Source organism: uncultured Phascolarctobacterium sp. (genome assembly GCF_937920985.1).
In the GTDB taxonomy this organism is placed as follows: domain Bacteria; phylum Bacillota; class Negativicutes; order Acidaminococcales; family Acidaminococcaceae; genus Phascolarctobacterium_A.
Genome location: NZ_CALDXR010000041.1, coordinates 1 through 2,961, shown reverse-complemented (window position 1 = coordinate 2,961; position 2,961 = coordinate 1). Strand labels below are relative to the sequence as shown.

Here is a 2,961-nt window from a genome sequence, read left to right as displayed (position 1 = left end):
CACGGTGGTGTGAGAGGTCGACTGCTCAAATAATGAGCAGTCTCCTACTCGATCGCTTTGAAGTTTAAGAATAAAAAAAGAACTCCCGTACGTTAGAAGCTGGTGACACAGTGCCCCAACAACGAATTACGGGTAGTTCTTTGTGGGAGGGACTAACCAAGCATCTGTGCCCCTCATCCGACCGCTGATTTCTAAGTATGATGCTATACTCCGTCAGCCGGTAATTCAATTATATCATAAGCATCATCATCAATCGTGGAAAAAAGCTTGCGCACAAGTTGCACTTGTATTGTTATAGTGTTAGACTAAATTAAACATATTATGCATATTTTAGAAGCAATTCAATTCATACAGGAGCAGAAAAATGATTGATAAAATGCTTATTCGTGGCGCTAAGGTCCACAATCTGAAAAATATTGATCTAGACATTCCCTTGGGAAAAATCGTCGGCATTGCCGGTGTATCCGGTTCCGGCAAATCCTCATTGGCGCTTGGCGTACTGTACGCCGAAGGCTCACGCCGCTATCTGGAGGCGCTTTCTACCTATACGCGTCGTCGCATGACGCAGGCCTCCAAAGCTTCCGTAGATGAAGTTTTGTATGTTCCTGCGGCTTTGGCGCTGCACCAGCGTCCGGGTGTACCGGGAATCCGCAGCACCTTCGGAACTGGTACGGAGCTGCTGAACAGCTTGCGCCTCATGTATTCGCGCCTTGCCAGCCATCGCTGTCCTGACGGACATTATCTGGAGCCGACGCTTTTGGTTGCCGCCGGCAAGAAGCTGATCTGCCCGGAGTGCGGCGCGCAGTTTTATGCGCCGTCTGCCGAGGAGCTGGCGTTCAATTCGCAGGGCGCCTGCAAAACCTGCGGTGGTACAGGCAGCGTCCGTACGGTAGATTTAAGTACTTTGGTGCCGGATGAATCGCTTACCATTGAGCAGGGCGCTGTTGCGCCGTGGAACAGCCTCATGTGGTCGCTGATGACTGATGTCTGCAAGGAGATGGGCGTGCGCATAGATGTGCCGTTTCGCGAGCTGACGGAGAGGGAGAAGGATATCGTTTATCACGGTCCTGCGGAAAAGAAGCATATTCTCTATCATCCGAAGAAAAGCAATTCCAATGATTTTGCCGAGCTTGATTTTACCTACTTCAACGCTGTTTATACAGTCGAAAATGCGTTGTCTAAGGTAAAAGATGAAAAGGGCATGAAGCGCGTAGAAAAGTTTTTGAAGGAAGATATCTGCCCCGACTGCCACGGTACGCGTTTGTCTGCAGCAGCGCGTGCGCCGAAGCTGTTGGGGATTTCATTGGACGAGGCCTGCAGCATGACGTTGGCACAGCTTGTGACATGGGTGCAGCGCATTCCGCCAAGCTTGCCGGAAGCAATGCGTCCTATGGCGGAACGCATTTGCGAAGCATTTACCGGCACAGCGAAGCGTCTTATGGATTTGGGGCTCGGTTATCTTACGCTTGACCGCTCCGCTGCTACGCTCTCTACGGGAGAGAGGCAGCGGATGCAGTTGGCGCGTGCTGTCCGCAATCGTACTACCGGAGTTCTTTATGTGCTGGATGAGCCGTCAATCGGTCTGCATCCTTCCAATATCGTGGGACTGACCGGCGTAATGCATGACCTGGTGGCAGACGGCAACTCTGTAATCCTTGTGGACCATGATACGCAGATTTTGCAGGAGGCAGACTGGCTTGTGGAAATGGGACCGCAGGCAGGTGACGGTGGCGGTCATGTAATTGCGCAGGGAACAATACCGGAGATAGAAGCAAATCCTGCTTCGCAAATCGGCCCGTTCCTTGCCGGAAAGGCAGCGGCAAAGCGGAAAAGCTGCGCTCAGAAGCAGGAGCTGTTTGCTGACGGCACCATTCATCTTGCTACTGCATCGATACATACCGTTAAGCCATTAGAGATAGATATTCCCAAGGGACGCTTGACAGTTGTCACCGGCGTATCTGGTTCAGGTAAAACCACAATGGTTTTGGAAAGCCTTGTGCCTGCGCTGGCTGCGGCGATTGACGGCAAGGTGCTGCCTGAGCATATACGTGCCGTTAATGCCGAGGGGATTGAGCACGTAAACCTCATTGATGCTACGCCTATCGGCATCAACGTCCGTTCTACTGTGGCTACCTATGCAGGCATTCATGATGATTTGCGTAAGCTCTACGCCAAATTGCCGGAAGCTAAAGCGCATGAATATAAGGCCGGCGCTTTTTCGTACAATACAGGCTCGCTTCGCTGCCCCGGCTGCGACGGAACAGGCGTTGTCAATCTGGACGTACAGTTTTTGCCGGACGTGGATATACCCTGCCCGGACTGCCGCGGTTCGCGGTACGCGAAGGCGGCCTTCGATATCAGGCTGACGAACGAGGCGGGGGAGAGTGCTTCGCTGCCGGAGCTGATGGCTATGGACGTAAATACTGCTCTTGAGTTCTGCAAAAATATGAAGGGTATCAGCCAAAAGCTGAAGGTCCTGCGTCAGCTGGGCCTTGGTTATTTAACGCTGGGCGAGGAAACACCGGGTTTATCCGGCGGTGAGGCGCAGCGCTTGAAGCTGGCCAGTGAAATAGGCAGGACGCAGCATGATTCTGTCTTTGTTTTTGATGAGCCTTCGATTGGTCTGCATCCCTTGGATGTGCAGGTGCTGCTGGAGGTTTTTCAGGCGCTGTTGGATAATGGTGCAACCGTTATTGTCATTGAGCATGATTTAGACGTCATCCGTAACGCTGACTATGTGCTTGATATGGGCCCTGGCGGCGGTGATGCAGGTGGACGCATTGTGGCTTGCGGAACGCCGGCGGAGATTAAGGCAAACGCAGACAGTATTACCGGCAGATTCTTGTGATTGCGCTTGGAGTGACAAGAGAATAGTAAAAAATAAGAGCTGACTTTGGCGCAAGGCGAAAGTCAGCTCTGTTTGTGGTGCGCCCAGCATGGGCGATAACTAGGTGGTGAAAG

The 2,961-nt window shown here is 52.2% G+C and carries 1 protein-coding gene; it reads left to right on the top strand.

All coding sequences use genetic code 11. The features are described 5' to 3' along the window. Positions 1 to 364 precede the first annotated feature (364 nt). Positions 365 to 2,848: an excinuclease ABC subunit UvrA gene (locus tag Q0612_RS07375; protein ID WP_298882771.1), complete on the top strand. Its 2,484-nt coding sequence runs from the start codon at positions 365 to 367 to the stop codon at positions 2,846 to 2,848. Positions 2,849 to 2,961 lie beyond the last annotated feature (113 nt).

What these genes read in the sequence shown, in the direction of transcription:
- Q0612_RS07375 (WP_298882771.1), top strand. Translation starts at nt 365, where the DNA reads ATGATTGATAAAATGCTTATTCGTGGCGCTAAGGTCCACAATCTGAAA.